This window comes from Caulobacter sp. GW821-FHT10A06 (genome assembly GCF_059415805.1).
Window position 1 is genome coordinate 842,422 of record NZ_JBWKNY010000002.1, and the last position, 23,084, is coordinate 865,505.

20 protein-coding genes and 1 riboswitch are annotated in these 23,084 nt (G+C 68.3%); of the genes, 5 read left to right on the forward strand and 15 right to left on the reverse strand.

Annotation, left to right across the window (positions count from 1 at the left end; translation table 11 throughout):
- Positions 1–4 precede the first annotated feature (4 nt).
- The 5 genes from AC07NF_RS07565 to AC07NF_RS07585 all read right to left on the reverse strand — a co-directional run bounded on the left by AC07NF_RS07565 (position 5) and on the right by AC07NF_RS07585 (position 9,397).
- Positions 5–1,411 carry a glycoside hydrolase family 30 protein gene (locus AC07NF_RS07565; protein ID WP_494627651.1) on the reverse strand — a complete coding sequence of 469 codons (1,407 nt, stop codon included), beginning with the start codon at positions 1,409–1,411 and terminating at the stop codon, positions 5–7.
- Positions 1,408–3,696 carry a beta-glucosidase gene (locus AC07NF_RS07570; RefSeq protein ID WP_494627649.1) on the reverse strand — a complete coding sequence of 763 codons (2,289 nt, stop codon included), beginning with the start codon at positions 3,694–3,696 and terminating at the stop codon, positions 1,408–1,410. The genes AC07NF_RS07565 and AC07NF_RS07570 overlap by 4 nt, the downstream gene beginning before the upstream one ends.
- A 20-nt stretch (positions 3,697–3,716) precedes the next feature.
- Positions 3,717–5,249 carry a tryptophan halogenase family protein gene (locus AC07NF_RS07575; RefSeq protein ID WP_494627647.1) on the reverse strand — a complete coding sequence of 511 codons (1,533 nt, stop codon included), beginning with the start codon at positions 5,247–5,249 and terminating at the stop codon, positions 3,717–3,719.
- 114 nt (positions 5,250–5,363) lie between these two features.
- Entirely contained in the window at positions 5,364–8,201 is a 2,838-nt protein-coding gene (locus AC07NF_RS07580; RefSeq protein ID WP_494627645.1) for a TonB-dependent receptor, read from the reverse strand.
- A gap of 155 nt (positions 8,202–8,356) precedes the next feature.
- A complete protein-coding gene (locus AC07NF_RS07585) occupies positions 8,357–9,397 on the reverse strand; it encodes a LacI family DNA-binding transcriptional regulator (protein WP_492810693.1) in 1,041 nt (346 codons plus the stop codon).
- A gap of 185 nt (positions 9,398–9,582) precedes the next feature.
- Between AC07NF_RS07585 and AC07NF_RS07590 the strand changes: the two genes are divergently transcribed.
- Together AC07NF_RS07590 and AC07NF_RS07595 are read left to right on the forward strand one after the other, a co-directional pair.
- The gene (locus AC07NF_RS07590; RefSeq protein ID WP_494627643.1) at positions 9,583–10,650 is read left to right on the forward strand and encodes an alginate lyase family protein; all 1,068 of its coding nucleotides are present in this window, start codon (positions 9,583–9,585) and stop codon (positions 10,648–10,650) included.
- A gap of 54 nt (positions 10,651–10,704) precedes the next feature.
- A complete protein-coding gene (locus tag AC07NF_RS07595; RefSeq protein WP_494627641.1) occupies positions 10,705–11,277 on the forward strand; it encodes a DUF2939 domain-containing protein in 573 nt (190 codons plus the stop codon).
- Here the strand turns inward: AC07NF_RS07595 and AC07NF_RS07600 are convergent.
- From AC07NF_RS07600 to AC07NF_RS07645, 10 genes are read right to left on the reverse strand one after another with little or no spacing between them, the layout of a single operon-like run.
- A complete protein-coding gene (locus AC07NF_RS07600; RefSeq protein WP_494627639.1) occupies positions 11,274–11,744 on the reverse strand; it encodes a tyrosine phosphatase family protein in 471 nt (156 codons plus the stop codon). The genes AC07NF_RS07595 and AC07NF_RS07600 overlap by 4 nt on opposite strands.
- Entirely contained in the window at positions 11,741–12,496 is a 756-nt protein-coding gene (gene cobS, locus AC07NF_RS07605; protein ID WP_494627637.1) for an adenosylcobinamide-GDP ribazoletransferase, read from the reverse strand. The genes AC07NF_RS07600 and cobS overlap by 4 nt, the downstream gene beginning before the upstream one ends.
- A gap of 2 nt (positions 12,497–12,498) precedes the next feature.
- Positions 12,499–13,527 carry a nicotinate-nucleotide--dimethylbenzimidazole phosphoribosyltransferase gene (gene cobT, locus AC07NF_RS07610; protein WP_494627635.1) on the reverse strand — a complete coding sequence of 343 codons (1,029 nt, stop codon included), beginning with the start codon at positions 13,525–13,527 and terminating at the stop codon, positions 12,499–12,501.
- On the reverse strand, positions 13,524–14,984 hold the full coding sequence (locus AC07NF_RS07615; protein ID WP_494627633.1) for a cobyric acid synthase: 1,461 nt from the start codon (positions 14,982–14,984) through the stop codon (positions 13,524–13,526). The genes cobT and AC07NF_RS07615 overlap by 4 nt, the downstream gene beginning before the upstream one ends.
- Positions 14,972–15,925 (reverse strand): adenosylcobinamide-phosphate synthase CbiB, encoded by a 954-nt coding sequence (gene cbiB / locus AC07NF_RS07620; RefSeq protein WP_494627631.1) that lies wholly within the window; start codon positions 15,923–15,925, stop codon positions 14,972–14,974. The genes AC07NF_RS07615 and cbiB overlap by 13 nt, the downstream gene beginning before the upstream one ends.
- Positions 15,915–16,688 carry an ABC transporter ATP-binding protein gene (locus tag AC07NF_RS07625; protein ID WP_494627630.1) on the reverse strand — a complete coding sequence of 258 codons (774 nt, stop codon included), beginning with the start codon at positions 16,686–16,688 and terminating at the stop codon, positions 15,915–15,917. Before AC07NF_RS07625 ends, cbiB begins: the two co-directional genes overlap by 11 nt.
- Positions 16,685–17,686, reverse strand: coding sequence for a FecCD family ABC transporter permease (locus AC07NF_RS07630; RefSeq protein WP_494627629.1), 1,002 nt, complete (start codon positions 17,684–17,686; stop codon positions 16,685–16,687). The genes AC07NF_RS07625 and AC07NF_RS07630 overlap by 4 nt, the downstream gene beginning before the upstream one ends.
- The gene (locus AC07NF_RS07635; protein WP_494627627.1) at positions 17,683–18,516 is read right to left on the reverse strand and encodes an ABC transporter substrate-binding protein; all 834 of its coding nucleotides are present in this window, start codon (positions 18,514–18,516) and stop codon (positions 17,683–17,685) included. Before AC07NF_RS07635 ends, AC07NF_RS07630 begins: the two co-directional genes overlap by 4 nt.
- The gene (locus AC07NF_RS07640; RefSeq protein WP_494627625.1) at positions 18,513–19,514 is read right to left on the reverse strand and encodes a threonine-phosphate decarboxylase; all 1,002 of its coding nucleotides are present in this window, start codon (positions 19,512–19,514) and stop codon (positions 18,513–18,515) included. Before AC07NF_RS07640 ends, AC07NF_RS07635 begins: the two co-directional genes overlap by 4 nt.
- 10 nt (positions 19,515–19,524) lie before the next feature.
- Complete coding sequence (locus tag AC07NF_RS07645) at positions 19,525–21,486, reverse strand: TonB-dependent receptor plug domain-containing protein (protein ID WP_494627623.1); 1,962 nt, start codon at positions 21,484–21,486, stop codon at positions 19,525–19,527.
- A gap of 134 nt (positions 21,487–21,620) precedes the next feature.
- A riboswitch (cobalamin riboswitch) is annotated at positions 21,621–21,810 on the reverse strand.
- A 36-nt stretch (positions 21,811–21,846) separates the two neighbouring features.
- Between AC07NF_RS07645 and cobU the strand changes: the two genes are divergently transcribed.
- The 3 genes from cobU to AC07NF_RS07660 are packed head-to-tail and all read left to right on the forward strand — an operon-like array spanning position 21,847 to position 23,006.
- The gene (gene cobU / locus AC07NF_RS07650; RefSeq protein ID WP_494627621.1) at positions 21,847–22,365 is read left to right on the forward strand and encodes a bifunctional adenosylcobinamide kinase/adenosylcobinamide-phosphate guanylyltransferase; all 519 of its coding nucleotides are present in this window, start codon (positions 21,847–21,849) and stop codon (positions 22,363–22,365) included.
- An 18-nt stretch (positions 22,366–22,383) separates the two neighbouring features.
- Entirely contained in the window at positions 22,384–22,599 is a 216-nt protein-coding gene (locus AC07NF_RS07655; protein WP_454716175.1) for a DUF4287 domain-containing protein, read from the forward strand.
- 11 nt (positions 22,600–22,610) lie between these two features.
- The gene (locus AC07NF_RS07660; RefSeq protein WP_494627619.1) at positions 22,611–23,006 is read left to right on the forward strand and encodes a Dabb family protein; all 396 of its coding nucleotides are present in this window, start codon (positions 22,611–22,613) and stop codon (positions 23,004–23,006) included.
- Positions 23,007–23,084 lie beyond the last annotated feature (78 nt).

Sequence of the window (23,084 nt, forward strand, 5' to 3'; positions counted from 1 at the left end):
AGGGTCACCAGGTAAAGGTGCCGGCCGCGCGGGCTGGTAGCGTCACCTTGAAGGTCTGCTTGCCCTCGGTGATCGCGAAGTCGGCCGGCGCTTGTCCGACGTTCAGCACGATCAGCACCCGGCCGCCATCCTTGTTCTGGAACGCCACGCTGCGCAGGTCGCCGACCTTGGCCGGCGAGCCGATCCGCGTCGCGCCCGGCTTCACGAACCGGCTGGCGTGACCGAAGGCGTAGTATTCCTGGGTCCGCGTGATCGCGCCGGTCTGGCTGTCGATCGTCACGAACGGCCGGCAGTCCTTGCAGCCGCCGGCGTGCGGGCCGAACTTTTCGTCCAGCGCCAGATTCCACATCAGGACGCCGCGTGAACCGCCGCGCACCGAGCCGATGATCAGGTTCTCGACCATCCAGGCGAAGCTGTCGTCGAACTTCGGCGCCCATTCGCCGCCCGAGCACTCGGTCAGGAAGACGTCCTTGTCCGGATTGGCGTCGGTCACCGGCTGTTGGGCCGAGACGTCGCCCGCGTAGCAGTGCCAGGCCACGCCCGCCAGGAACGCGCGGGCCTTGGGATCGGCCAGAACGGTCGTCGGCTGCTGCGGCTGGTCCCAGTTATGATCCCAGTCGAGGACCTTGGTGGTGATCTTGTCCCGCTTGAACACCGGGGCCAGGTTCTCGCCGAAGAACCTGGCGCGGTCCTTGGCGTACCAGCGCATGCCCGGATAGCTGTCGGGCTCGAAGTCCGGCTCGTTCTGGATGCTCAGATAGTCGGTGGGCACGCCGACCTTGCGAGCTTCCTGAATGTAGCGGGCGAAGAAGTCGGCATAGACCGAATAGGCCTCAGGCTTCAGCTGGCCCTGAACCAGCGAGCCGTTGGTCTTCATCCAGGCCGGGGCGCTCCACGGCGAGGCCATGACCTTCAGCTCGGGATTGATCTTCAGCGCCGCGCGGACGGTCGGGAAGACGAACTCCTGCGGCCGCTTCAGCGAGAAGTGCTCGAGCTTCGGATCCCCTGCCCCGCCCGGCGCATCGTCCAGGCTGTAGTGGTCCAGCGAGAAGTCCGAGGCGCCGATGGTGATGCGGGTGAAGCTGAAGCCCAGGCCGCCCTCCCCCCGCCCGTACAGCTCCTTCAGCAGCTTGTCGCGCGCGGCCGGTGTCAGCTTGTTCTGGATCAGCCAGGCCGACGAGTCCGTGATCGCGCCGCCGAAGCCGACGATCGACTGATGGCGCTCCTTGGCGTCGACGGCGATGACCGGCAGGCCAGCGACCGCGCCGGCCGCTACCGCGCCCGAAGGCGCTTGAGCGGCCAGCAGCTGGCTCTTGTCGCCCGTGGTCACCCAGCTCTGCAGCTTGGGCGCGGCGACCGCCGGGGCCGCCGCGACAAGCGCGGCGGCAGCGAAGAGAGCGCCCCGGATCACGGCTTGCGCGTCCAGGCCTTGAGGTTGGCCGTGCCGGTCAGGGCCATGTCGCCGGCGTGACCGCCGACGTACAGCGGATAAGCCCCGGCCGGGATCGTCCAGCCCGGCTTGGCGACGTCGTAGTCGGCCAGCAGGCGCGGTTCGACGGTCAGGGTGATCCGCTTGGTCTCGCCCGGCGCCAGGTCGACCTTCTCGAAGCCTGCCAGGCGGACCATCGACTTGCGCTTGCCGGCTGTCACGTACAGCTGCGGGGTGTCGGCGCCGGCCACCTTGCCGGTGTTGGTGACGTCGAAGCTGACCTTCAGGCCCGCCGCGTCCTCGACCTTGAGGTTCTTGTAGCCGAACGAGGTGTACGACAGGCCGTAGCCGAACGGATACAGCGGCTGGCGCTTCTCCTGGGCGTACCAGCGGTAACCGACGGCGGCGCCTTCCGGATATTTCACGGCGAAGCCCTTGATGCCGTCGACCTTCTGGCCGGCGCGGCGGGCGTCGTCGATGGCGGCCTGCTCCTCGAAGCCCGGCGCGCTGGCGCGAGGCGCCTGGTCGGCGGTCTTCGGGAAGGTCATGGCCAGGCGACCCGACGGGTTTACGTCGCCGAACAGCAGGCGAGCGATGGCCTGGCCGCCGCGCTGGCCGGGATACCAGGCCTGCAGCACCGCGCCCACGCGATCCAGCCATGGCATGGTCACCGGACCGCCGGTCTCCAGCACCACGATCGAATTCTTGTTCGCGGCCGCGACAGCGTCGATCAGGGCGTCCTGGTTCTCAGGGAGAACGATCGAGGGCGCGTCCTGGGCTTCGGTCTGCCAGTGCCAGGCGAAGACGATGGCGACGTCGGCGTCCTTGGCGGCGGCCGCGGCGGCGGCCGGGTCCTTGCCGTCGATGTAGACGACTTCAGCGCCCGGCGCGGCGGCCTTGATGGCTTCCAGCGGCGAGGACGCGTGCCAGGTGACGCGCACGAACGAGGCGGCCTCGCCGCCGTTCAGCGGGATCTCGATCGGCGCGCCGCCGACCGAACGCACCTGCGACGAGCCACCGCCCGAGATCACGCCGACATCGGCATGGGCGCCGATCAGCACGATCTTCTTGGCCGTCTTGGCCAGGGGCAGCAGGTTGGCGTTGTTCTTCAGCAGCACGGAACCGCGCTCGGCCACCGCTTGGGCGACCTTGGCGTGGGCGTCGTAGTCGATCGGCTGGGCGGTCGTCGGGGTCGGATTGTCCATCAGGCCCGAGGTGATCACGCCGTGCAGGATGCGGCGGACCATGTCGTCCACGCGTGCCTGGCTGACCTCGCCCTTGGTGATGGCGGCCTTCAGGTCGTCGCCGAAGAAGATCTGGGTGTCCAGCTCCTGGCCCGACTGCTGGTCCAGGCCCGCCAGCGCGGCCTTGACCGTACTGTGCACCGCGCCCCAGTCCGACATGACAAAGCCCGGATAGTTCCAGTCACGCTTGAGCACCTTGTTCAGCAGGAAGTCGTTCTGGCAGGCCCAGTCGCCATTGACCTTGTTGTAGGCGCACATGACCGAGGCCGGATTGCTCTTCTCGATGGCGATCTGGAAGGCCAGCAGGTCGCTTTCGCGCAGGTCCGCCTCGTCGATCTGAGCGTCCATCACGTGGCGGCCAGTCTCCTGAGCGTTCAGGGCGAAGTGCTTGATCGTCGAGACGATGTGGTTGGACTGCACGCCCTTGATCTGCTCGCCGGCCATCTCGCCGGCCAGCAGCGGATCTTCGCCCAGATATTCGAAGTTACGGCCCGCCCACGGGTCGCGGGTCAGGTTGACGCCGCCGGCCAGCAGGACGTTGAAGGTCTTGGCGCGGGCCTCGGCGCCGATCATCGCGCCGCCGGCATAGGCCAGCTTGGGCTCGAAGGTCGAGGCCAGGGCCAGGCCCGACGGCAGAGCGGTGGCGACGTCGCCCTTGCGCTGCTCGACCTGGTTGGCCACGCCCAGGCTGGCGTCGCTTTCACGCAACGTCGGGATCTTCAGACGCGGCACGCCTGGCACGTAGCCGGCCGAAGGGATCATGTCGGCCGGGGCCGGCTTGGTGTTGGGCGGGAAAAGGCCGTGCAGGTAGGTGATCTTCTCGTCCAAGGTCATCTGCTTGACGAGCGCGTCGGCGCGAGCCCAGGCCGGGTCGTTAGCGCGCGGGGCCAGCGGGGCGCTGTCCTTGGTCGGCATGGTCTGGGCCAGGACGCCCGACATCGGAGTCAGGGCGAGCAACGCCACGGCGGCAGTGGTCCGGCACAGGATCCGCAAGGCGGATGAAGGCTGGGCGGCGGTCGTCATGGCGTTACTCCGTGTGAACATCAGGCTGTTGGAACAAGAGGTGGCGTGGCCAGCGGCGGGGCCTGGCACGTGCGGGCCACGAACTCGGCGTGGCTGGGCATCACGTTCAGGCACTTGCCGATGACCGCTTCGATGTTGCCGAGGTGCTTGGCGATGGCCTCGTCGGTGTGGACGCGGACCAGCGGGTCGTAGCTGCGCGGGATCACGCCCTGGCCCAGGAACACCTGGATCCAGCTCTCCTCGGTGAAGAGCTCGTCATCCTCGCGGAACACCCGGCCGTTGGCGCGGAACAGGTCCATCTTCCGCTGCAAGGTCGCGGGGACTTCCATATCGCGGCAGTAGCGCCAGAACGGCGTGTCGTCGCGGGCGGTCGCCTTGTAGTGCAGGATGATGAAGTCGCGGATGCGCTCGTATTCGAAGTCGCTCTGGCGATTGAACTCGTCGACATTGGCCTGGTCGAAGCCGCCGTCGGGCAGCAGGCGCACCAGGCGGATCACCGCCGACTGGATCAGGTGCAGGCTGGTCGACTCCAGGGGCTCCATGAAGCCGCTGGCCAGACCCACCGACACGCAATTCTTGTTCCAGATCTTCTTGCGCTTGCCGGTCGTGAACCGCAGCCGCATCGGGTTGGCGCGCTGGGCGCCGTCCAGGTTGGCCAGCAGGACGCGCTCGGCCTCGTCGTCGTCGATATACTGGCTGGAATAGACGTGGCCGTTGCCGGTGCGGTGCTGCAGCGGGATCCGCCACTGCCAGCCAGAGTCATGGGCGGTCGAGCGGGTATAGGGCGTGAAGTGCTCCGAGCGCTCGGTCGGCACGGCGATGGCCCGGTCAGCCGGCAGCCAATGGGTCCAGTCCTCGTAACCCGTCTTCATGGCCTGCTCGATGATCAGGCCTCGGAAGCCCGAGCAGTCGATGAAGAAGTCGGCGGCGATCACCGCGCCGTCGTCCATGGTCACCGACTGGACAAAGCCGTCCTCGGGACGCAGCGTCACGTCGACGATCTTGCCCTCGCGCCGCTGGACGCCGCGCGCCTGGGCGTAGGTCGACAGGTGCTTGGCGTAGAGGCCGGCGTCGAAGTGGAAGGCGTGGGCGATGTGGCCGATCGGCGAGTCCGCCATGTCGGCGCGGGCGCGCATGAACTTGTCCTGCAAGGCCATGGCGTTGTTGATCGACAGGTCGTTGAAGTCGCCCGCCTGGCCCAGCTCGCGCATGCGCAGCCAGTACTGGTGCACCCGCAGCCAGCCCAGGTCCTGACCCAGCACGCCAAAGCCGTGCAGGTAGCTCTCGCCCTTGCGATACCAGTTGCGGAACTCGATCCCGAGCTTGAAGGACCCTTGCGTCTTGCGCAGGAAGTCGTCCTCGTCGATGCCCAGAAGTTCGTTGAATTTCTTGATGGCGGGGATGGTCGCCTCCCCGACCCCGACCGTGCCGATCTGCTCGGACTCGATCAGGACGATCTCATAGAGACCTTGGAAGAGCCGCGAACACAGCGCCGCCGTCATCCATCCGGCGGACCCGCCGCCGGCGATCAGAATTTTCTTGAGCGGTTGCAACCACTCGCCTCCCGTTGATCAAAGGTCGGGGCCGCCGAAGCGGCCCCGCCTCCGTTGGTTCTTGCCTGGCGAACCTTAACCGCGGGGGAGCGCGGCCAGGCTCAGCCTCTCTGCTTAGAACCGATAGTTCACGCCGAACAGAATCTGCCGGCCGTACTTTTCGTAGGTCTCCGGCAGCGCGCCGCCGTTGCTGGTCTTGGTGCCGGTGCTGTCCAGGCCAAGACGCGTGCGGTACGGCGAGTCCGTCAGGTTGTTGACCTGCAGCAGGATGCCCAGGTTCTCCAGCGGACCGTCCTGGAAGGTGTAGCCGACCTGGGCGTCCACCTGCTTATCGGCCAGGATCTCGGTGTAGCCGCGGGTGGCGAACAGCTGCACCACTTCGCCCTTGAAGGCCGAGCGGTAGCGCTGGCTGATCCGCGCCTGGAAGCCGCCACGCTCGTAGTAGCCCGTGATGTTGTACACGCGCTTGGACAGGCCCGGGATGCGGACCGGCGAGGTGCTGGTGGTCGGGTTCAGGTTCGACTTGGTCAGCGACAGGCTGCCCTGCACGCCCAGGCCCTTCAGCAGGCCGGCGAACTGGCCAAAGTCCATCGCGCCGCTGAACTCCAGACCGCGCAGATTACCGCCGTTGCCGTTGGCGGGCAGCGTGATCTGGCCGATCGGGTTGACGTTGGTGCCCGCCGGGATGCTGGCGCCGACCGGGATCGGAATGCCCGTGAAGTCGAACGTGCCGGTCTGCTGATAGATGTAGGTATTCAGCTTCTTGTAGAAGCCGGCCACCGACACATAGGTCGCGGGGCTGATGTACCACTCGTAGGCCAGGTCGGCGGCGTCGGCCTTCCACGGGCGCAGGTGCGGGTTGCCGCCCGAAGCCGACCATGGATTGACCGTCGTGCCCGGACCGCAGGGCTGGCTGGAGCAGACCAGCGCATTGAAGCCCGGCGTGACGTTGGCGCGCATCTCGTCCATGCGCGGACGGGCCATGGTCTTGGACAGGGCCGCGCGGAGGCGGTGGCCGCCGCCGAGGTCGTAGATCAGGTTCAGGCTGGGCAGGACGTCGGTGTAGCTGTCCTTGGCGTTGATCTTGGTCGGAACGATCGGCTGGCCGGCCGTGGTGCCGTTGATCACCACGCCACTCGACGATTGCTCCTGACGGACCACCTGGACGCCGACATTGCCGCGCAGGTCGCCGGCCGCGAAGGTCGCGCGGGCGAAGGCGGTCGTGACCTTCTCGTTGATGTCCCAGTTCTTGTCGTAGAAGTTGGCGTCCAGGATCGGGGCCCAGTTGTAGTACTTGCGCCAGGCGTCGCCGATCTTGACGCTGAGCACGCCGCCGAAGCCGGCGAAGCCCAGTTGGGTCGGATCGACCAGGTCGGCCCCGTCCACATAGACCTGCTGGCGACCGTTCTTGAGGAACAGGTCGTTGTCCGAGACGGTCTTGCCCTTGTCGCGCTCGGTGTAGTTCACGCCGCCCGACAGCTGGGTGATGAAGCCGTCCATCTCGTGCTCGAGACGGATGTCGACGGCGGTGACGTCTTCCTTGACGTGCGGGAAGCGGATCGAGCCGTCGTGGCCCCAGCCACCCCACGGGGCGCGGTCGCCCAGGGTGACGCGGCTGGCGTCGTCGTAGCTCAGGCCTTCGTTGTACTGCGAGAAGCCATCAGTGGAGACGCCGAAGCGGATGCCGTCATAGGTGCGGCCCACATCGCCCGTCGCCGGGGTGACGCCGCCAATGCCGCGGCCGTAACCCGCGTACGTCTCCATGACCTGTTCTTTCCGCTTGTTGGACGAATAGGACAGGTCGGCGACCACCTTGGTCTTCTCACCGAGCTGGTACTCGGTGTTCCAGCCGGCCGAGAACAGCTGGTCCATGCGGGTGTTGTAGTCGTTGCGAAGTTGCAGGACCGCGTTGCGGATCACGCCGCTGGTCGCGAACTTCGAGCCGCCGACATCGGCGGTCGTGACGTCCGAGAAGGTCACGCCGTCGGCGAACGGGTTCGAGAACCACTGGGCGCCGCGCACGACCTCCTTCTGCTTGAAGGTCGAGTAGTACAGGTCCAGCGTCGAGTGGATCTTGTCGTTGGGCTGGTACTCGAAGATGCCGATCCAGGCGTCGCGCTTGTTGTTGCGCGAGGTGGCGAAGATCTCCTGGCCGTTCAGCATCAGCGCGCCATCGGCGCTGTCGGGGCTGGTGGAGTCCGCTGGGAAGCCCTCGTAGCCATAGGCCTTGTAGTGTTTCACCTGAGACGGCGAATCCAGGTGGGCGTAGCCCAGGGCCACGCCGAACGTGCCGTCGGCGAACTGGTTGATGTAGCTGGCGCTGTAGCGGCCGCCCCAGTTGCTGGCGTCGTCATTCAGCTTCTTGCCGGCGGTCTTCTCGCCGCGGATGTTCACCGCGAGGGCGCGCTTGCCGTAGGCCAGCGGACGCACGACGCGCAGGTCGGCGGTGCCCGACAGGCCCATGCCCGAGACCTGGCCGTCCGGCGACTTGTAGATCACGACGCTGTTGAGCAGTTCCGACGGATACTGGTCGAACTCGACCGCGCGGTTGTCGCCCGAGCTGGCCTGCTGGCGGCCGTTCAGCAGCGTGGTGGTGAAGTCGGGAGCCAGGCCCCGGATCGAGATGACCTGGGCGCGGCCGTTGACGCGCTGGGCGGCCAGACCCGGCAGGCGGGCGATCGATTCCGCGATCGAGACATCCGGCAGCTTGCCGATGTCTTCGGCCGAGACGGCCTCGACGATCGAGGTCTCGTTCTTCTTGATGTTGATCGAGTTCTGGATCGAGGCCCGGATGCCGGTCACCACGATCGCGTCGACGGTCTCGTCGTCCTTCTGCGCCGGCGTCTGCGCCCAAGCCGTACCGGCCAGCGCCAGCGTGATCGCGGCGGCCGAGGCAGTAACGTAGAATTTCTGGACGGACGGACGCGCGCCGCCCTGAGTGCGGTTTCGCATAAGCTCTCCCCTCTGGACCCGCCCCTGCGCGGGCGAGCTATCGTTTTTGTTGTACGGCTGAACCTTGGCCGTGGAAGCGCTTCCATGGAAGCGCTTCCAATTGCCGGCAACACGACAACGTTGTCAAGATGGAAACAAACCCAACTTCAGGGAGCTTAGGCCAAGCCTGTCGTCTGGCGTGACACGACCGCGTGTTCCAACTGCTGGAAGATCGGTTCGGGGGAGGAATTCACCCCATTCAGGCGTGAAACCAGAAGTTCCACAGCCCTCTGGCCCAGCACCTTCACGGGCTGGTGGACCGTGGTCAGAGGCGGCCAGACAATGGCCGCGACGGGGGCGTCATCGAAGCCCGTGATCGACAGGTCGGCCGGGATGCTCAGGCCTCGGGCGTGGGCGGCCGACAGCACGCCGGCGGCCATGTCGTCATTGGCGCAGACCAGCGCCGTGGGCTTTAGCGGGTGGTCCAGCAGCTGCGGCGCCAGGTGAGTCCCCGAGCGGAAGGTGAAGTCGCCGCGCAGGACCACGCAGTCGCCCTCCCCCAGTCCCTGCTCTTCCAAAGCGCGCCAGAAGCCCTTCAGGCGGCGATCGGCCGACAAGTGGCCCTCCAGGCCGGCGATGAAGCCGAATCGGCGATGGCCCAGGCGCAGCAGTTCGCGGGTGACGTCGTAGCCGCCGGCCTCGTCGTCGACGCCGACGCCGTCGGTCGTGCCCCTGCCCGGCCCGCCCGGCGAGACGGTGACGACCTTGCACCCTTGCGCCAGCACGGCCTCGATCAGCCCCACGTCGTCGCTATAGGGCGGCGACAGAATCAGGCCCTCGCAGCGCTGGGTGGTGATCAGGTCCAGCACGCGCTTGCGGTAGTCGGGCGTCTGGTCCGGGACGTTCTGGACCAGCACCTGGTAGCCCAGGGCCAGACAAGCCCTTAGCGCGCCCAGCTCCAGGGCGGACTCGTAGTACGAGTTCGGATCGTTTTCCGGGTCCGAGGCGAACACGAAGGCCAGCAGTCGGGTGGCTCCGCCCGCCAGGCTGCGCGCCTGCGGATTGACCTTGTAGTCCAGCTGCTCGACCGCCTGCATGACGCGGGCGCGGACCTCGTCGCGGACATTGGGGCCGCCGTTGAGCACCCGAGACACCGTCACGCGCGCCACGCCCGATACGCGGGCGACGTCGTCGATGGTCGGTCTCTTGCTCGTCAAAACGCACTCCCCACGAAGGGCCGGAAGATGATCAGGAAAACCGCGCAAGACAAGCGATGTCCCGGCAGGTCCGACCAGTTCGTCATATTGGCATGACCAATAATTGACAAGCTTACAAACTGGTCAGATATCTTGCCGCAACACTCGCAGCGTAAGGCGGGTGACAAGCTTATGGGGAGATCGCCTTGAAGACCGCCTGGTTCGCCGCCTGCGCCCTGACCATCGTCGCGCCCGCGGCCCACGCCGCCGACTACGCCCTGCTGGGGCCGTCCTTCGGCAAGGGCGCGATCGCCCCCGCCCTGTCCGAACAGGTGATCTCGCGCGCCACCGCCAATCTGGACCGCCCGCCCGGCGCCATCCCGCACGCCCACACCGAAGGCACCCTGCCCGGCAAGGGCATCCGCGAGATCAGCATCAAGGCCCGCGAGGACCAGCCGATCGTGCTGAACTTCGCCATCGCCTACCGCCTGACCGGCGACCGCAAGTTCCTGGACGCCACCGGGCGCTATCTGGAGAACTGGGCCGACATCTATCAGATCTCGTTCAACCCGATCGACGAGACGGGCTTCGACACGCTGCTGATGGCGACCGACCTGACCGAGGCCGACCTCCCCGCCCCGATCCGCGCCAAGGTCGACGCCTTCTGGCGCAAGATGGCCGTCGGCTATCTGGACGCCATGGACGCCGGCCCCAAGAACGCCGAGACCAACTGGCAGAGCCACCGCATCAAGCTGGCGACCATGGCCGCCTTCCAGACCGGCGACGCCAAGGTCATCGACCGAGCCCGCAAGGCCTATCAGAAGCAGGTCGGCGTCAACCTCAACGCCGACGGCTCGACGTTCGATTTCCACGAGCGCGACGCGCTGCACTACGTCACCTACAATCTCGACCCGCTGCTGATGGCCGTACTGTCGGCCAAGGCCCACGGCCAGGACTGGTACAGCTGGAAGAGCCCGGTCGGCGCCAGCCTGCCTCACTCGCTGGACTGGCTGACGGCCTTCGCCACCGGCGAGAAGGTCCATATCGAGTTCGCCAACTCCAAGATCCAGTTCGACCGCGATCGCGCCGGCGCCGGCCAGAAGGAATATGCTCCGCATCCGTGGGACGTGGGCAATGGCGTTTCGACCTACAGCTTGGCCAGTCTGGCGGATCCCAAGTTCCTGGCCCTGCGGGACGACCTGGTGAAGAAGACCAATCGTCGCCCGCCGGTCTGGGCCGAGATCCTGCGCGCTTCGCAATCGCCGGCCCGCTAAGGGTTTGGTTGACCCGGCCTCCCCCGTCTGCCCCAATCGGCGGGGGAGAATTCGATGACTCGCAAGAACCGTATCCTGATCGGCGCCGGCGGCGTTGTGGCCGTGCTGCTGATCGCGCTGTATTTCGCCTCGCCGATCCTGGCGCTGCACAGCCTGACCGCCGCCGCCAAGGCCGGCGACAGGGTCGCGCTGGCGCAGAAGGTCGACTTCCCCGCCGTGCGCGAGAGCCTGAAGGCCCAGCTCAAGACGGCCATGACCCGCAAGTTCGAGGAAGACCCCGAACTGCGCGACAATCCGTTCGCGGCCTTCGGCCAATTGCTGATGGCCAGCGTGGTCGACAAGGCCGTCGACTCCTTCGCCACGCCCGACGCCATCGCCAACATGGTGGCCACCAACGAGCCGCCCAAGACCGTCTCGACCGCGCCCGGCGGCCCGGTCCTCGAGCCGGCCAAGCCGAAGGCCAAGTCAGAGACCAAGGTCGACTATCGCTATGAAGGGCTCGACCACTTCCGCGTCAGCTATGCCGATGTGCGGGGCGGCGAGCGACTAGAGCTGGTGCTGAAGCGCCATGGGATCTTCGGCTGGCGACTGGTGCGGATCGATCTGCCGGGCCTTGCCAAGAGCTAGAGCCGCCAGTCGATCACGGTCCCCTCGAAGGCGTCGACGCCGCGCCCGATGCCGGCGATCGCTCGGCTCATGGCGCCGTCGCGCCGCAGGATCGTGTCGGCCAGGGCGACCATCAAGGCGTTCGGAGTCGCTTCCGGGCACAGAGTGCGCAGTCGGGCGGCCAGCACCTGCTCATCGCCGCCGTGCGCGCAGGCCAGGATGTAGGCCGCCGCCGTCGAGCGGCTGACGCCGGCGAAGCAGTGGATCAGCAAGGTCGGCGTCGCCGCCAGGCCCAGGATCGTCTCGATCATCGCCGCCGAGGGCGCGACCAACCCTTCACGGTCCTCGGCGATGTCGTTGAACCGCAAGAGGGTTCGCGGTCTCGTCACGACCGGCGCCTGGGCGTCCGGCGAGATCAGCGACAGCACGTGATCGGCCTGGCCAGCCAAGCCTTCGACCGCCGAGATCGGACCGACCAGCAGCCTCACAGCAGCGCCGCCGCGCCCAGCAGAAACCCGACCTCGAACATTTGCTCGACCGCGCCCAACACATCGCCGGTGTGACCGCCGATCAGCCGTTTGGCCAGCAGGGCCATGGCGATCGCCAGGACGGCGCCGCCCGCGATGCCGAGCAACGCAGCGTCCGGCGGCAGCAGAACCAAGGGCCAGGCTGCGATCAGCAAGGCGACCAGCACCTCGCCGGTCCGTACGCCTTGCGGTACGGGCTTCCACTTGCCCGCCTCGCCGCTTGGGGCATAGGGCGTGACGCGCATCACGACCACGGCGGCGGCCCGGCCCAGGCTGTGGGAGGCCAGCAGGATCAGGGCCGCCATCGGCGTCGAGGCCAGCACGGCGACCTTCAGGCCCAGCACCAGGATCAGGGCGCAAACGCCGTAAGTCCCAACGCGGCTGTCCTTCATGATCTCCAGACGCCGCGCGGCGGTCTGTCCGCCACCCAGGCCGTCGGCGGTATCGGCCAGACCATCCTCGTGGAAGGCGCCGGTGACCAACAGGCCGGCGGTGATGGCCAGCACGGCGGCTACGCTGCCGCCCCAGACGCGCTCACCGACTAGCAGCACCAGAGCGCTGACCGCCCCAACGCCTTGGCCGACCAGCGGGAAATAGCGCGCCGAGCGGGTGATCCATTCGGGTTCGAAGGTCTTCAAGCTCGGCATCGGCACGCGCGTCAGGAACTGGATCGCACAGACCAGCAGTCGAACCTGATGCCGCGCCCAGTCCATGGTCAGAGCCGCCCGTTCAGCACGTCGTCCAGGCTGGCGACGTCGCTCAAGAGCCGCGAGGCGGCGCGCACGATCGGCAGGGCCAGCAGGGTGCCGGTCCCCTCGCCCAGGCGCAGGCCCAGGTCCAGCAGTGGCTCGACCTCCAGCGCCTCGAGCATGCGGCGATGTCCCTGCTCGGCCGAGCGATGGCAAAAGACGCAATAGTCCCGCGCCGCCGGCTGCAGCCGGATCGCCGCCAGCGCCGCCGCCGAGCCGATGAAGCCGTCAACCAGCACCGGTACCTTCGCCGAAGCCGCGCCGAGGATCGCGCCGGCCATCATGGCGATCTCCAGCCCGCCGAACTGGGCCAGCATCTCAGCGGGATCCGTCGTCTCCGACCGCGCGGCGGCCCGTTCCAGGATCGCCAGCTTGCGCGCCAGGCCTTCGTCGTCATGACCCGCGCCGCGCCCCACGCATTCGGCCAAGGGCGCCGGCGCCAGCCGGTGCATGATCAGGGCGGCCGAGGCGGTGTTGCCGATGCCCATCTCGCCCAGCGCCAGGATCTGGAAGCCCTCGGCCACGGCGTCACGGGCGATCCGGGCGCCGCGCTCCAGGGCGGTGGCGACTTCGGCCTCGGTCAGGGCGGGCTCGGCAGCCGCGTTGCGGGTCCCGCGTCGAACCTTCTCAGCCAGCAGGTTCGGATGCGTCGGCAGATCGCCATCCACCCCGGCGTCAACCACCCGCAGTTCCGCACCGATCGCCGTGGCAAAGGCATTGGCGCTGGCCTTGCCGGCCAGGAAGGTCGCGACCATGGCCTGGGTCACGGCCGACGGATAGGAAGACACGCCCTCCGCCGTCAGGCCGTGATCGCCGGCGAAGACCAGCAGCAGCGCCTTGTCGAAGGCGGGCGGCGCCTCTGCGATCAGGCCCAATTGGACGGCCAAATCCTCGACCCGGCCCAGCGCGCCCAGCGGCTTGGCCTTGCCGTCGATCGTCGCGCGCAAGGCGGCGGCGCGGGTCTTGTCGACGGGCGGGACGGACGGAAGGATCATCGAGAAAGCTCCAGGCCGGCCAGGGCTGCGAGGGCGGGGATATCGAAACTCTGCTCGAGCATGGCGGCGATCTCGTCCAGCGCCTGGTCGACGCGGAGCGCTTGATCCAGGCCGTCGGACACGGCGCCCAGCTCGGCGAGCAGCGCCGCGCGCGCCTCAGCCCTATCGAAAAGGCCGTGGACATAGCACCCCCGCACCCGACCATTGGCCGAGACGGCGCCGTCGGTGACGCCGTCCTCGAAGGTCAGCATCGGCGAGACCGCGCCGGTCGTGCGGCCGACATGCATCTCGTAGCCTTCAAACAGCGCGCCGCCCGACAGGCGCCCGGTCACGGGCCGCAGGGTCTTGTCGCCGGTCATCACCGTCTCGACGTCCAGCAGGCCGAGGCCCTCGGCGCTCTCCGGCGCGCCCTCGATCCCGTCCGGGTCCGACACTCGCCGCCCGAGCATCTGGTAGCCGCCACAAACGCCTAAGACCCGGCCACCGCGCCGAACATGGGCGGCCAGGTCGATGTCCCAGCCTTGGGCGCGCAGGAAGGCCAGGTCCGCCAGCGTCGCCTTGGTGCCTGGCAGGATGACGAGGTCGGCGTCACCCGGCAGCGGCGTACCCGGCGGCACGAAGGCGAACTCGACCTCGGGCTCGGCGCGCAGGGCGTCGAATTCGTCGAAATTGGCGATCCGCGACAGCATCGGCACGACGATCCGCACCTTGCGGCCGTCGGCGGCTACGGCGCGGTCCAGCACGACGGCGTCCTCGGCCGGCAGGCGTCGCGCCGCCGCCAGCCACGGAGCCATGCCCAGGTCCGGCCAGCCGGTGCGGCGGACGATCTCGGCGCGGCCGTCCTGGAACAGGCTGGGATCGCCCCGGAACTTGTTGATCAGGAAGCCGCGGATCATCGCCCGGTCGGCCCCGTTCAGCACCGCATGGGCGCCGACCAGGGCCGCGATCACGTGGCCTCGGTCGATATCGCCGACCAGCACGACCGGCACATCGGCGGCGATCGCGAAGCCCATATTGGCGATGTCGTTGGCGCGCAGGTTGATCTCGGCCGGACTGCCGGCGCCTTCGACGATCACCAGGTCGCTTTCGGCCTCCAGCGTGCGAAAGCTCTCGATCACCGTGCCCAGCAGCGCGGCCTTGCGCTCCTGATAGCCCCGCGCCTTCCAGGTCCCGGCCATCTGGCCGCGCACCACCAGCTGGGCGCCGACGTCGCTCTGGGGTTTCAGCAGCACCGGGTTCATGTCGACGGTCGGCGGGGTGCGGCAGGCGATGGCTTGCAGCGCCTGGGCGCGACCGATCTCGCCGCCGTCGGCGGTGACGGCGGCGTTGTTGGACATGTTCTGCGGCTTGAATGGCCGGACCGTCAGGCCGCGATTGGCGAACAGCCGGCACAGGCCCGCGACCAGCACCGACTTGCCGACGTCGGACCCGCAGCCCTGGATCATCAATGCGGCCATACGAATCCTCCCCAAAGGAAGCCAAGGAGGGCCAGCATCAACCAGAGGATCGCGCAGGCGACCAGATAGACCTTGAGCGCGCGCGCGACATCGGCCGCCTCGGGCGCCCTGCCCCCGCCCAGCACCGGACGCTGCGACAGCGCACCGTCGTACCAGGCAGGACCGCCCAAACGGACGCCCAGAGCGCCGGCCATGGCCGCCTCGGGCCAGCCGGCGTTGGGCGAAGCATGCTTGCCGGCGTCGCGCAGCATGACCCGCCAGCCGCCTCGCCCGGCGATGGCGACCAGCGCCCCGGCCAGGCGCGCCGGGATCAGGTTCAGCAGATCGTCGCACCGGGCCGAGGCCCAGCCGAACGACCGCCAGCGCGGCTCGCGATGGCCGATCATGCTGTCGGCGGTGTTGACCGCCTTGTAGACGAACAGGCCTGGCAGGCCGCCGACCACGAACCAGAACAGCGGCGCGACCACGCCGTCGCAGAAGCTCTCGGCCAGGCTCTCGATCGCGGCGGCGGCGATGTCGCTCTCGTCCAGGCGCGCGACGTCGCGGCCGACGATCATGCCAACGGCGGCGCGGGCGGCGTCCAGATCACCCGCGGCCAGAGGCTTGGCCACGACCTGGACATGGTCCCACAGATTTCGTTGGGCCAGCCCCAGCCAGCCGACCGCGATGACGGCCCACGGACCGCCAAGGCGGGTGATCAGGAGGCCCGCGCCGGCGCTGACCGCGACAATGGCCAGCAGGGTCACGACGCCCAGCACACGCCGCAACGGCTCACCGAACGAGGCTTGGTTCAGCATCCGCTCCAGATGTCCGATCAGGGCGCCGATCCAGACCACGGGATGCGGGAACCGCCGATGCAGGGCGTCGGGATAGCCGATGACGGCCTCCACGCCCGCCGCCGCCAGGACTATCCAGGGTATTGGCCAGGGACTAGCCGGCACGGCCCAGAACTTCGATCAGCGGGCCGGCATCGCCGACGTGGCGGCGGACGACGACGCCGTAGACCTTCGACAGCAGCTCGGGCGTCAGGGCGGCCTCAGGCGCGGCGTCGGCGACCAGCTTGCCTTCGTCCAGCACCAGCACCCGGTCGGCGAAGCGCGCGGCCAGGTTCAGGTCGTGCAGGGTGAGGATCACGCCCTTGCCCTGGTCGTGAGCCAGGCGGCGGAACAGCGACAGCGCGTCCAGGGCGTGGCCGGGGTCCAGGCCCGTCAGCGGCTCGTCGGCCAGCAGCCAGTCGGTCTCGCCGGCCAGGCCTCGGGCGATCAGGGCCCGGGCCCGCTCGCCGCCGGACATCCGGGTGACCGCCCGATCGGCGAAGTCTTCCAGATGGGCGGCCTTGATGGCGGCCTCGATCGCGACCTGGTCCTCGCCACTGGGACCGAAGGCGCCCAGGTGCGGCGTGCGGCCCAGGCCGACGAAGGCGCGGACGTCGACGTCCCAGGCGATCTCGGGCGTCTGGGCCAGGAAGGCGATGCGGCGCGCGCGCTGGCGGCCGTTCATCGCGGCGATCGCGGCTCCGTCCAGCAGGGCCGCGCCGGCATCGGGCTTCAGCAGACCCGCCAGGCAGGTCAGCAGGGTCGACTTGCCCGCGCCGTTGGGACCGACGATGGCGATGACGCCGCCCGGCTCGAAGTCGGCGGTGATCCCGGCCAGGACCTGGCGGTCGCCGAAGCGGACGGTGATGTCTTGCGCTTGCAGGCTCATGCCATCCTCCGTCGCATCGAGATCAGCATGGCCAGGAAGAACGGCCCGCCCAGGGCGGCCATGGCGACGCTGAGCTTCACCTCGCTGGCCGCGGGGGTCATGCGCACCAGGATGTCGGCAGCCAGGGTCAGGACCGCGCCGCCCACGAACGACGGCAGCAGCACGGCGCTGGGCTTGGAGCCCAGCAGTGGCCGCAGCAGGTGTGGGGTGATCAGGCCAATGAAGCTGATGACGCCGGTCACCGCGACGCTGGCCCCAACCGCGATCGCCACGCCGACGGCCATCAAGAGGCGCGTGCGGCCAAGCTCGACGCCCAACGACTTGGCGCCCTGCTCGCCCAGGGTCAGGGCGTCCAGCGAGCGGCCCAGGGTCAGCAGCAGCAGGCTGCCCAGGATCACGCCCGGCGCGGCCAGCTTGACCTCCTCGACGCTGCGGTCGGCCAACGAGCCCATCAGCCAGTTGACGATCTCGTTCACGGCCCAGGGGTTGGGCGCCAGGTTCAGGGCCAGGGCGATCATGGCCCCGCAGACCGTCTGGATGACGAAGCCGGCCAACAGGAAGGTGACGATGCTGGAACTGATCCCGGACAGGCCCAGCAGGATGGCGACCCCGATCCCGGCCCCGACCATGGCGGACAGCGGCAGGATCCAGTTGGCCTCGCCCGCCGCGCCCAGATAGAGCGTCAGCACCGCGCCCAGCGCCGCCGAGGTCGAAACCCCCAGGGCGGCCGGATCGGCCAGCGGGTTGCGGGTATAGCCCTGCAGCGCCGCGCCGGAGAGCCCCAGGGCCCCGCCGACCAGGATCGCCAGGATGGTGCGTGGCAGGCGCAGCCCGAAGACGATGGCCCAGCGCGGGTCCTCGCCGTGCGAGAGCCAGGCGCTCCAGGGCGTCCAGACGCGTCCGGCGCACAGGCTGGCGACGAACAGCACGACCAGCAGCGCCAGCAGGACGCCGCAGACGAGCCAGGGAGATCTGGCCAAATGGGGTTTAGAGGTCATGCGCCCTCCTTCAGCGCCTGGGCGCGGGCTTTGGCCATGGCGGCGGCGGTCTCGATCAGCACCGGGCCGCCGCAGTACAGAAGCTTTTCGGGCAGGCGCACTTGGCGCATTCGCCCGGAAATGGATTTCAACGCTGGATGGGTCATGACCCGGTCGGCCCAGCTGCGGGCACCGGGCGCGGGCTCGCCGACCAGCAGCACCTGCGGCGGATCGGCCAGCAGGCGTTCCAGCGCGACATTGCCCCAGGTCTTGAGGCCGAAGCGCCGGGCGACATTGTCAAAGCCGGCATGCTCCATCATCTCGTCGACCAGGGTGCCTGGTCCGGCCGCGAAGCCGTTGGGCTGGTAGATCAGGGCGCTGAGCCGTCGCGCGCCCGGCGCCGGCGTCGCGGCCTGGATGGCGGCGTTGATCCGCCCGATCAGGGCCTCGCCGCGGTCGGGGTGACCGATCATCCGCGCCAGCTTGCGCACCTGGCCCCGGCTCTCGTCGATCGACTTGGGCACCTTAAAGCGCTGCACCGGCACGTCGAGACGCTTGAGCGCGTTGCGGGTCGCCAGGGCCGAGTGCTGACTGGCCAGGACGAGATCGGGTCGCAGGGCGATGACCTCCTCGGCGCTCTCCCAGGTGTAGGGCAGCGTCTTGGCCTGAGCGGCGACGGTGGAGCCGTGCTCCTCGCGGGCATAGTGGCTGAGGGCCGTGATCTGGCTGCGGTCGGCCAGGTGCACCAGCATGGCGTCCAGGCAGCTGTTCAGCGACACGATGCGCCGAGGCGGCGGCGCGGCGCCCGCCGTCAGCGCCAGAGCGCCGGCTACGATTTCACGCCGGTTCATACCTGAAGCGCCTTCTGGAAGCGTTTGAAATCCTTGATGGAAGGCAGGCCAATGCGAAGTCGATCGGGCCGATCCGGGAACGGTCTCGTCAGCACGCCACGCTCGCACAGCCGCGTGAACACCGCATAGGCGTCCGGGACCTCGACCCAGCGGAAGAGATCGCAGCCGCCAACCACGGTGAAGCCGACCTCAGCCAGCGCCACATCGACCTTGGCCGCCTGCTTGGCCAGCCAGGCCCGCGTCGCCTTGCGCCAGGCCTCGTCGGCATAGGCGCCCTGCCCCAGCGCGATCGCGTCGGCGCTGACCGGCCAGTCGCCGAGCAGTATGCGAAATTCTCGCGAGAAGATCTTGTTTCCAATCAGGAAACCCAGTCGTGATCCGGGCAAGCCGTAGAACTTGCCGAACGAGCGCAGAGTGATCAGCCGGTCGATTTCCAGGTCGGCGACGCTGAGCTCGGGCGTGACCTCGACGAAGGACTCGTCGACCACGGTCCAGCGACCTTGATCTGAGCGCTCTGCCGCCAGGGCGACCAGGGTTTCGCGATCGATGCGATGGCCGTCGGGATTGTTTGGATTGACCAGCACCAGCACGTCGGCGTGGAGCGTTCTGGGGTCATCCAGCGACACGAGCCGGTTCGGGCTGAAGGAAGCCCAGGCCTCAGCGTGGCCGCCATAGATCGGGTCCAGCAGCGCCACCGCCCCGCCCCCGATCAGGCCGGGCAGCAGCCGCAGCGCCGCCTCCGCGCCGGAAACGGCCGCCACGCGTCCGGGGTCGCTGACGCCGAACGCGCGGGCCGCGATGGCCTCCAGCTGAACCAGGTCCTCCGGATCCGGCAATCGCCGCAGGTCGTCGGCCGAGGCGCGAGGTCCCGACCACGGCTCTGGATTGATACCGGTCGAAAGATCCAGCCAGGGCTGGGGCGCGTGCGGGTGGGCGGCCGTCGCCTCACGGAGACGGCCGCCGTGCCGAAAGGCGCCGAGGGCTGAAATCGACGCCACCTCGGCAGCCCTAGAAGCGCGCGCGCAGGCCGACGAACGCCCCGCGACCCGGCGTCCCGTAGTTCAGGATGGTCTGGTAGTCCTTGTCGAAGGCGTTCTCGACACGACCGAAGACCTCATAGGTGTCGTTGATCGTGTAGGCCGCCCGCAGGTCGACCAGGGTGTAGCCCTTCACCACCTGGGTATTGGTGTCGTTATTGAAGGTCTTGCCCACATAACGCGCCGCCACCGTGGTGGTCAGGCCCACCGGCCAGCGGTAGCCGACCGACAGGTTGCCCATGTTCTTGGGACGACGGGTCAGCTGCTTGCCCTTGCTGGCGCCGCTGTCGGACTCGGCCTCGGTATAGGTATAGTTGGCCGTGACGGTCAGGCCGTCGACCGGCTTGACCTCGCCGATCAGCTCGACGCCCTGAGCCTTGGTCTTCTGGACGTTGTTGTAGTAGCCGAAGCGCGAGACGCCGTTGACGGCGCACAGCGGATCGGGCGCGCCGGTGCACGAGAAGAAGCGGATCTCGTTGTCGGCTTCACGCTGGAACCAGGTGGCCGAGGCGCGCGCCTTGCCGCCGAAGAAGCGCTGCTCGATGCCGGCGTCCCAGCTGTCGAACTCTTCCGGCGACAGGGTGAGATTGCCGTATTCGCTGTACAGCTCGTAGAGGCCCGGGGCGCGGAAGCCCTGGCCGAAGCTGGCGCGCAGGACGGTGTTGCCCTGGTTCAGCGCCCAAGCGGCCGAGGCCTGGCCCAGGGTGTGCGAGCCATAGGTGTCGTGGTCCTCGTAGCGGACGCCGGCAGTCAGGGTCAGCCCCTGGACGACCTCGGCCTGCACCTGGCCATAGACGCTGTCGACGCCGACGCGGCCGGTGCGGAACGGCGGGTTGGCGGCCGTGGCCGACGGCGAGCGGGTGCGCATGCGCGACTTCTCGTGTTCGGCGCCGAAGGTGGCGGTCACCGCGTCCGAGAAGGCGAACACGCCCTGGTACTCGATGCGCTTGTTCTTGCCGGCGGCGTCGAAGGTCAGCGGCACGGCCGGGCGGGCCGGGTTGATGTTCTCGCGGTCGGTGTCGGTGTAGGCGTAGCCCAGGCGGTTGTTCCAGCGACCGTCCAGCAGCGCGAAGTTCAGGCCGCTATAGACGACCAGTTCCTCGGTGCGGGCGAACTCGGGGCTGTCACCGTTGAAGGCGTCGAAGTCGTTCTTGCCCTTCGAATAGACCGAGCGGACCTCGGCCGAGACGTTTTCGCTGAACTTGTAGCGCAGGCGGCCCGACAGGCCCTTGTTGACGTAGCCGTCGGTTTCCTTGCCGGCCTTCCACGACGAGACGCCGTCGGTCGAGTAGTAGCCGCCGGCCACGCGCCAGACGACCTTGTCGCCCGCGCCGCCGACACCAGCCCGCAGATAGCCGGTCTGACGGGCGCCGCCCTCGACATCGACCGAGCTCTGGAACGGCTGGGTCGGGTCGGCGGTGACGATGTTGACCACGCCACCGATGGCCTGGCTGCCCCACAGGGTCGACTGGGCGCCGCGCAGCACCTCGACGCGCGAGATGTCGCCGACCAGCAGGTTGCCGCTGTTGAAGCCGCCCTGGGTCGAGGACGGGTCGTTCAGCTTGACGCCATCGATCAGCACCACGGTGTGCTGGGTCTCGGCGCCGCGGATGTTCAGGCTGGTGGTCGTGCCCGGACCGCCGTTGCGGGTGAAGCTGACACCCGGTTGCTGGGCCAGCAGTTCGGTGACCGAGATCGCCTGGCTGGCCTCGATGGCGCCTTGCGTCAGGACGGTGACCGACGCGCCGATCTTCTCGATCGGGGTGGCGGTGCGGGTGGCGGTGACGACCAGTTCGGCGACGCCGTTGGCGCCGACATTGCCGGCCACGTCCGCTTCGGGAGCCTTCTGGTCTTCGGCCGAAGCGGCGCCGGCGATCAGGAGGGTGGCCAAAGCCGTGGAAAGCGCGGTGGAGCTGAGAAACGCTCGGATCATTTTTTATCTTCCCCTGTTGAAACGATCCACGCGCCAGCCAACGCACCCGCAAACACGCGTACGCTGGACCGTCGCGCGGTCCTTGACTGTCGTTTCTCGGGAGATCCCGTTCGTTCGGCGCACCCCGGCCGAGCGATGAACGACTGCGCCGGGCAGGTCTCCTGGCTCGCGGGTCGTCGCTCTTGGCGTCGCCTTCCCAGGGTCCGAGGACCCCAGTGGCATGTGACGCTAGAACTCGCCGCTTACAGTTGCGGGGGCAGCCGAGGTCTTGAACCTCGTTCCCTTTTAATCCTCTTTCGAGGAGCCTGACGCGCGGCCAGCCCTATATGCTGCGCCGCAAACGGTCAATGTGGAGCTCTTATGACATCGACCCTGGTGCTAGGCGGGGCCCGTTCCGGCAAGAGCGCGTTCGCCCAGAAAGCGGCCGAAAGCGCTGCTTCAGCTGGGCGTCCCGTGATGATCGCCACCGGCCAGGCCTTCGACGACGAGATGGCCCAGCGCATCGCGCGCCACCAGGCCGACCGGGGCGAATCGTGGACGACGGTCGAAGCGCCGTTGGCGCTGGCCGAGGCGATCGCCGCCCTGCCCGCCGACGCCGTGGCCGTGGTCGACTGCCTGACTCTGTGGCTGTCGAACCTGATGCTGGCCGAGCGCGACGTCGAGGCCGCCGCTGGCGAGCTGGTCACAGCGGTCGCCGCCTGCCCTGCCCGGCTCTGGCTGGTCAGCAACGAGGTCGGCCTTGGCATCGTGCCCGAAACCCCGCTGGGCCGCCGGTTTCGCGACGAGGCCGGACGCCTGCATCAGCGGTTGGCCCAGGTCGCCGACGCGGTCTATTTCGTGGCGGCAGGTTTGCCCCTGCGGATGAAACCGCAGGGCTGAAACGAGAAGGAAACGTCCGTGACCGACCAGCCGATCAAGGGCCCCGCGTCCTACTTCCCCTCCATCGAGAAGACGTATGGCCAGCCGATCTCCGCCTGGAAGGAGAAGGTCCGGGCGCGCTATCCCGCCAAGCACATGGAACTGGTGGCCATGCTCAAGGACGAGCACCAGATGGGCCACGGCCACGCCAACGCCATCGTCGCCCACACCCTGGCCGAAGACGGCCTGAAGTAGGAGGATCTCCCATGCCGTCCTTCGATCGCCGCGTCGTGCTGTCAGGCGCGCTCGCCACCGCTGCGGGGACTTCCGCCACGGCCGCCGAAACCCCGAGCGCCCCGATGATCCACCACGTTTTCTTCTGGCTGAAGACCCCCGGCTCCAAGCCCGACCGTGACGCCCTGATCGCCGGCCTGAACACCCTGCGGGGCATCGAGGTCATCCAGCAACTGCACATCGGCGTGCCGGCCTCGACCGAGAAACGCGACGTCGTCGACAACAGCTACGACGTCTCGGAGCTGATGCTCTTCAAGAGCGTCGCCGACCAGAAGCTCTACCAGGACCACCCGCTGCACCTGAAGTTCGTGAAGGACTGCTCGCACCTGTGGAGCAAGGTCGTGGTGTACGACTCCATCGCGGCTTAGATCCTCCCCCTAGCGGGGGAGGTGTCGGCGCGTAGCGACGACGGAGGGGGAAGAGGCCGGGCCAGGACTTGTGGGGGC

Coding starts and splice junctions, on each gene's coding strand:
- AC07NF_RS07635 (WP_494627627.1), bottom strand. CDS start 18,516: ATGAACCGGCGTGAAATCGTAGCCGGCGCTCTGGCGCTGACGGCGGGC.
- cobU (WP_494627621.1), top strand. CDS start 21,847: ATGACATCGACCCTGGTGCTAGGCGGGGCCCGTTCCGGCAAGAGCGCG.
- cobT (WP_494627635.1), bottom strand. CDS start 13,527: ATGATCCTTCCGTCCGTCCCGCCCGTCGACAAGACCCGCGCCGCCGCC.
- AC07NF_RS07570 (WP_494627649.1), bottom strand. CDS start 3,696: ATGACGACCGCCGCCCAGCCTTCATCCGCCTTGCGGATCCTGTGCCGG.
- AC07NF_RS07595 (WP_494627641.1), top strand. CDS start 10,705: ATGACTCGCAAGAACCGTATCCTGATCGGCGCCGGCGGCGTTGTGGCC.
- AC07NF_RS07645 (WP_494627623.1), bottom strand. CDS start 21,486: ATGATCCGAGCGTTTCTCAGCTCCACCGCGCTTTCCACGGCTTTGGCC.
- AC07NF_RS07630 (WP_494627629.1), bottom strand. CDS start 17,686: ATGACCTCTAAACCCCATTTGGCCAGATCTCCCTGGCTCGTCTGCGGC.
- AC07NF_RS07580 (WP_494627645.1), bottom strand. CDS start 8,201: ATGCGAAACCGCACTCAGGGCGGCGCGCGTCCGTCCGTCCAGAAATTC.
- AC07NF_RS07660 (WP_494627619.1), top strand. CDS start 22,611: ATGCCGTCCTTCGATCGCCGCGTCGTGCTGTCAGGCGCGCTCGCCACC.
- cobS (WP_494627637.1), bottom strand. CDS start 12,496: ATGGACTGGGCGCGGCATCAGGTTCGACTGCTGGTCTGTGCGATCCAG.
- AC07NF_RS07615 (WP_494627633.1), bottom strand. CDS start 14,984: ATGGCCGCATTGATGATCCAGGGCTGCGGGTCCGACGTCGGCAAGTCG.
- AC07NF_RS07625 (WP_494627630.1), bottom strand. CDS start 16,688: ATGAGCCTGCAAGCGCAAGACATCACCGTCCGCTTCGGCGACCGCCAG.